Source organism: Mycobacterium sp. TH-M15, assembly GCF_057473705.1.
The window spans coordinates 1-4,283 of the sequence record NZ_JBYCLB010000507.1 but is presented as its reverse complement, the minus strand read 5'-3'; the positions used below and the strand labels follow the sequence as shown (position 1 = coordinate 4,283).

The following is a 4,283-nucleotide window of genomic DNA, read 5'->3' as shown; positions in this document are numbered from 1 at the left end:
CCGCCGGCGCGTCGCCGGCGCTCTGCGCGGCCCGACCGGCGTCGGTGCTGGTCGCGGTGGTCCCGGCCGCACCGCTGCGGCGCGGCCGGGTTCCGGACGGGCGCTCACGGCGCGGGCGGTCCGCACCGGACGGTGCGGACACCGCCAGCTCACGCGTGCCGCCGACGATGTCGCCCGTGTAGATCCAGACCATCACGCCGATCCGGCCGAAGGTGGTCCGGGCCTCGTACAGGCCGTAGTCGACGTCGCCGCGCAGCGTGTGCAGCGGGACCCGACCCTCCCGGTAGAACTCCGACCGGCTCATCTCGGCGCCGCCGAGGCGCCCCGAGCACTGCACCCGGATGCCCTTGACGTTGGGCTGGCGCATCGCCGACTGGATCGCCTTGCGCATCGCCCGGCGAAACGCGACCCGGTTGCTGAGCTGCTCGGCGACCCCTTGGGCCACCAGCTGGGCCTGCGACTCGGGGTTCTTCACCTCGAGGATGTTCAGCTGCACCTGCTTGCCGGTGAGCTTCTCCAGGTCGGCGCGGATCCGGTCGGCTTCGGTGCCGCGACGGCCGATCACGATGCCCGGGCGGGCGGTGTGGATGTCCACCCGCACCCGGTCCCGGGTCCGTTCGATCTCCACGTCGGCGATGCCGGCCCGCTCCAGGCCGGTGGAGAGCAGCCGCCGGATCGCGACGTCCTCCTTGACGTAGTCGGCGTACTGCTTGTCGGCGTACCAGCGGGACTTCCAGTCGGTGGTGATGCCGAGCCGGAACCCGTGCGGGTTGATCTTCTGGCCCACTACTCCGAGCCTCCCTTCGCGTCGGAAGCGCCGGGCGCCTTCTTGGCGGGCGCCGTCTTGGCCTTCTCGGCCGCAGCCTTCTTCGCCGGTGCCTTCTCGGCCGGCTTGTCGGTCACTTCGGTCTCTCCGGCGGCCGTGGTCTCGACGGCCGGAGCCCTGCTGGCCGCCTTGCCCGGAGCCTTGGTCGCCGCGGCCTTGCTGGCCTGGGCGCGGCGGGCGCGCGCGGCACTCGCCGACGCCGTCTGACCGGCGCGCGACCCGTTGACCGGGCGGCTCTCCACCACCACCGTGATGTGGCTGGTGCGCCGGCGAATCCGGAAGGCCCGCCCCTGAGCGCGCGGCTTGGTCCGCTTGGCGGTCGGGCCCTCGTCGGCGTGCACGGTGGCCACCACCAGGGTGGCCGGGTCCAGGCCGTCGTTGTTCTCGGCGTTGGCCGCCGCGCTGGCGATGACCTTGGCGACCGGCAGGCTGGCCTGCTGCGGCGCCCAGCGCAGGATGTCCAGCGCCTCGGCGACCGACTTGCCGCGCACCAGATCGATCACCCGGCGCGCCTTGCTGGCCGACACCCGCACGAAGCGTGCCTTGGCGACCGCCGACGGGTACTCAGTGCTAACACTCATCGCCGCTTGCTCTTCCGGTCGTCTTTGATGTGGCCCTTGAAGGTCCGGGTCGGCGCGAACTCACCGAGCTTGTGGCCGACCATCGCCTCGGTGACGAAGACCGGGACGTGCTTGCGGCCGTCGTGCACCGCAAACGTGTGGCCGATGAAGTCCGGGATGATCGTCGACCGACGCGACCAGGTCTTGATGACCTGCTTGGTGTTCTTCTCGTTCTGAACGTCGACCTTCTTGAGCAGATGGTCGTCGACGAACGGACCCTTCTTGAGGCTGCGTGGCATCGTGAGTCTCCCCGCTTCCTAGCGCTTCTTGCCGGTGCGCCGGCGTCGGACGATGAGCTTGTCGCTCGGCTTGTTGCGTCTGCGGGTGCGGCCCTCGGGCTTGCCCCACGGGCTGACCGGATGCCGGCCGCCGGAGCTCTTGCCCTCACCGCCGCCGTGCGGGTGGTCGACCGGGTTCATCACCACACCGCGAACCGACGGCCGCTTGCCCTTCCAGCGCATCCGGCCGGCCTTGCCCCAGTTGATGTTGGCCTGCTCGGCGTTGCCCACCTCGCCGACGGTGGCGCGGCAGCGCACGTCGACGCGGCGGATCTCCCCGCTGGGCATCCGCAGGGCGGCGTAGCTGCCCTCCTTGCCCAACAGCTGGATGCTGGCGCCGGCCGAGCGGGCCAGCTTGGCGCCGCCGCCCGGCCGCAGCTCGACCGCGTGCACCAGCGTGCCGGCCGGGATGTTGCGCAGCGGCAGGTTGTTGCCCGCCTTGATGTCGGCGTTCGGGCCGGACTCCACCACGTCGCCCTGGCCCAGGCCCTGCGGCGCGACGATGTAGCGCTTCTCGCCGTCGAGATAGTGCAGCAGCGCGATGTTGGCGGTGCGGTTCGGGTCGTACTCGATGTGCGCGACCTTCGCGTCGACGCCGTCCTTGTCGTGGCGACGGAAGTCGATCACCCGGTAGGCGCGCTTGTGGCCGCCACCCTGATGGCGGGTGGTGATCCGGCCGTGCGCGTTGCGCCCGCCCTTGCTGTGCAGCGGCCGCACCAGCGACTTCTCCGGGTGCGAGCGGGTGATCTCGGCGAAATCGGAGACACTGGCACCGCGACGACCGGGGGTCGTCGGCTTGTACTTGCGAATTCCCATGTCTGTTTAGTCTCTCTCCGATGTGGTCAGGCCGGGGCCGCGAACAGGTCGATCGACTTGCTGTCGGCGGACAGGGTCACGATGGCCCGCTTGGTGCTCTTGCGCTTGCCGTACCCGGCCCTGCTGCGCTTGCGCTTGCCCTGCCGGTTGGCGGTGTTCACCGAGATGACCTTGACGCCGAAGATCTTCTCGATCGCGATCTTGATCTGCGTCTTGTTCGAGTCGGGGTGGACGATGAAGGTGTAGGTGTTCTCCTCGATGAGCCCGTAGGCCTTCTCGGAGATCACCGGCGCGAGGATGATGTCGCGCGGGTCGGTGACGGTCGCCATCAGGCCGAAACCTCCTGATCGTCGGTGCGTGCGGTGTTCCCGGCGATGTAGACGTTCAGCGCCTCGACGGAGAACACCAGGTCGTCGGCGCGCAGCACGTCGTAGGTGTTGAGCTGGTCGGGCGCCAGAATGTGCACCCCGGGCAGGTTACGCACACTCTTGGCGCCGGTCTCGTCGGTGCGGCCGATGACCACCAGCACCCGCTTGCGGTCGGTCAGCGTGCCGAGGAACTCCTTGGCGCTCTTGGTCGACGGCGTCTGGCCGGCGACCAACTCGGTGACCGCGTGGATCCGGCCGTTGCGCGCCCGGTCCGACAGCGCGCCGCGCAACGCCGCGGCGATCATCTTCTTCGGGGTGCGCTGGCTGTAGTCCCGCGGCTTCGGGCCGTGCACGACGCCGCCGCCGGTGAACTGCGGAGCGCGGGTCGAACCTTGGCGGGCCCGGCCGGTCCCCTTCTGCCGGTAGGGCTTACGGCCACCGCCGCGCACGTCACCGCGGGTCTTGGTCGAGTGGGTGCCCTGTCGGGCCGCCGCCAGCTGCGCTGTCACCACCTGGTGCATCAGCGCGACGTTGGCGGCCACGTCGAACAGCTCAGCGGGCAACTCGACCGAGCCGCTCTTCTTGCCGTCCGGGGTCTTGACGTCGATCTTCATGCCGGCCATCACTTCTCACCCTTTTTGATCGCGCTGCGGACCAGAACCAGCCCTCCGTTGCGTCCGGGGATGGCACCCTTGATCAGCAGGACGCCGTTCTCGGCATCCACCTTGTGCACCAGCAGGTTCTGGGTGGTCACCCGGTCGTTGCCCATCCGGCCGGCCATCCGGGTGCCTTTGAACACCCGTCCCGGGGTGGCGCAGCCACCGATCGAGCCCGGCCGGCGGTGCACCGCCTGGGCGCCGTGCGCGGCACCCTGGCCGGCAAAGCCGTGCCGCTTCATGGTCCCGGCGAAACCCTTCCCCTTCGAGGTGCCGGTCACGTCGACATAGCTGCCGTCGGTGAAGATCTCGGCGGTCAGCTCCTGGCCGACCTGGTATGCCGCTGCCGCTTCCGCGGTGTCCAGCCGCAGCTCGGTCAGGTGCCGGCGCGGGTTGACCCCCGCCGCGGCGTACTGACCGGTGACCGGCTTGTTGACCTTGCGCGGGCTGATCTCGCCGTAGGCCAGCTGCACCGCGCTGTAGCCGTCCTGCTCCGGGGTGCGGATCCGGGTCACCACGTTGGGGCCGGCCTTGACCACCGTCACCGGTACCACCTTGTTGTTCTCGTCGAACACCTGTGTCATACCCAGCTTGGTGCCCAAAATGCCTTTGCGTGCCATGGTCTCTGAGCTCCTACTGGATGTTGACGTCGACGCTGGCCGGCAGGTCGATCCGCATCAGCGCGTCGACCGTCTTCGGGGTCGGATCGAGGATGTCGA

The 4,283-nt window shown here is 69.7% G+C and carries 7 protein-coding genes and 1 pseudogene; all 8 read right to left on the bottom strand.

Going from position 1 to position 4,283, the window contains the following annotated elements; translation table 11 throughout:
- A partial coding sequence (gene rpsC, locus AC2VNT_RS12415) for a 30S ribosomal protein S3 (RefSeq protein WP_486947146.1) occupies positions 1-787 on the bottom strand: 787 nt, incomplete at its 3' end.
- The gene (gene rplV / locus AC2VNT_RS12410) at positions 787-1,407 is read right to left on the bottom strand and encodes a 50S ribosomal protein L22 (protein ID WP_486947145.1); all 621 of its coding nucleotides are present in this window, start codon (positions 1,405-1,407) and stop codon (positions 787-789) included. The genes rplV and rpsC, both read right to left, overlap by 1 nt.
- On the bottom strand, positions 1,404-1,685 hold the full coding sequence (gene rpsS / locus AC2VNT_RS12405; protein ID WP_003892827.1) for a 30S ribosomal protein S19: 282 nt from the start codon (positions 1,683-1,685) through the stop codon (positions 1,404-1,406). Before rpsS ends, rplV begins: the two co-directional genes overlap by 4 nt.
- Positions 1,686-1,703: 18 nt before the next feature.
- On the bottom strand, positions 1,704-2,540 hold the full coding sequence (gene rplB / locus AC2VNT_RS12400; RefSeq protein ID WP_486947144.1) for a 50S ribosomal protein L2: 837 nt from the start codon (positions 2,538-2,540) through the stop codon (positions 1,704-1,706).
- A gap of 26 nt (positions 2,541-2,566) precedes the next feature.
- Positions 2,567-2,869 carry a 50S ribosomal protein L23 gene (gene rplW / locus AC2VNT_RS12395; RefSeq protein WP_486947143.1) on the bottom strand — a complete coding sequence of 101 codons (303 nt, stop codon included), beginning with the start codon at positions 2,867-2,869 and terminating at the stop codon, positions 2,567-2,569.
- Positions 2,869-3,531 carry a 50S ribosomal protein L4 gene (gene rplD, locus AC2VNT_RS12390; RefSeq protein ID WP_486947142.1) on the bottom strand — a complete coding sequence of 221 codons (663 nt, stop codon included), beginning with the start codon at positions 3,529-3,531 and terminating at the stop codon, positions 2,869-2,871. Before rplD ends, rplW begins: the two co-directional genes overlap by 1 nt.
- Positions 3,531-4,184 (bottom strand): 50S ribosomal protein L3, encoded by a 654-nt coding sequence (rplC, locus tag AC2VNT_RS12385; protein ID WP_486947141.1) that lies wholly within the window; start codon positions 4,182-4,184, stop codon positions 3,531-3,533. Before rplC ends, rplD begins: the two co-directional genes overlap by 1 nt.
- A 13-nt stretch (positions 4,185-4,197) precedes the next feature.
- A pseudogene (locus tag AC2VNT_RS12380) lies at positions 4,198-4,283 on the bottom strand (30S ribosomal protein S10); the annotation flags it as partial.

Bases quoted from the DNA above. Each gene is read 5' to 3' on its own strand.
- rplV (WP_486947145.1), bottom strand. From the start codon at position 1,407: ATGAGTGTTAGCACTGAGTACCCGTCGGCGGTCGCCAAGGCACGCTTC.
- rpsS (WP_003892827.1), bottom strand. From the start codon at position 1,685: ATGCCACGCAGCCTCAAGAAGGGTCCGTTCGTCGACGACCATCTGCTC.
- rplB (WP_486947144.1), bottom strand. From the start codon at position 2,540: ATGGGAATTCGCAAGTACAAGCCGACGACCCCCGGTCGTCGCGGTGCC.
- rplW (WP_486947143.1), bottom strand. From the start codon at position 2,869: ATGGCGACCGTCACCGACCCGCGCGACATCATCCTCGCGCCGGTGATC.
- rplD (WP_486947142.1), bottom strand. From the start codon at position 3,531: ATGGCCGGCATGAAGATCGACGTCAAGACCCCGGACGGCAAGAAGAGC.
- rplC (WP_486947141.1), bottom strand. From the start codon at position 4,184: ATGGCACGCAAAGGCATTTTGGGCACCAAGCTGGGTATGACACAGGTG.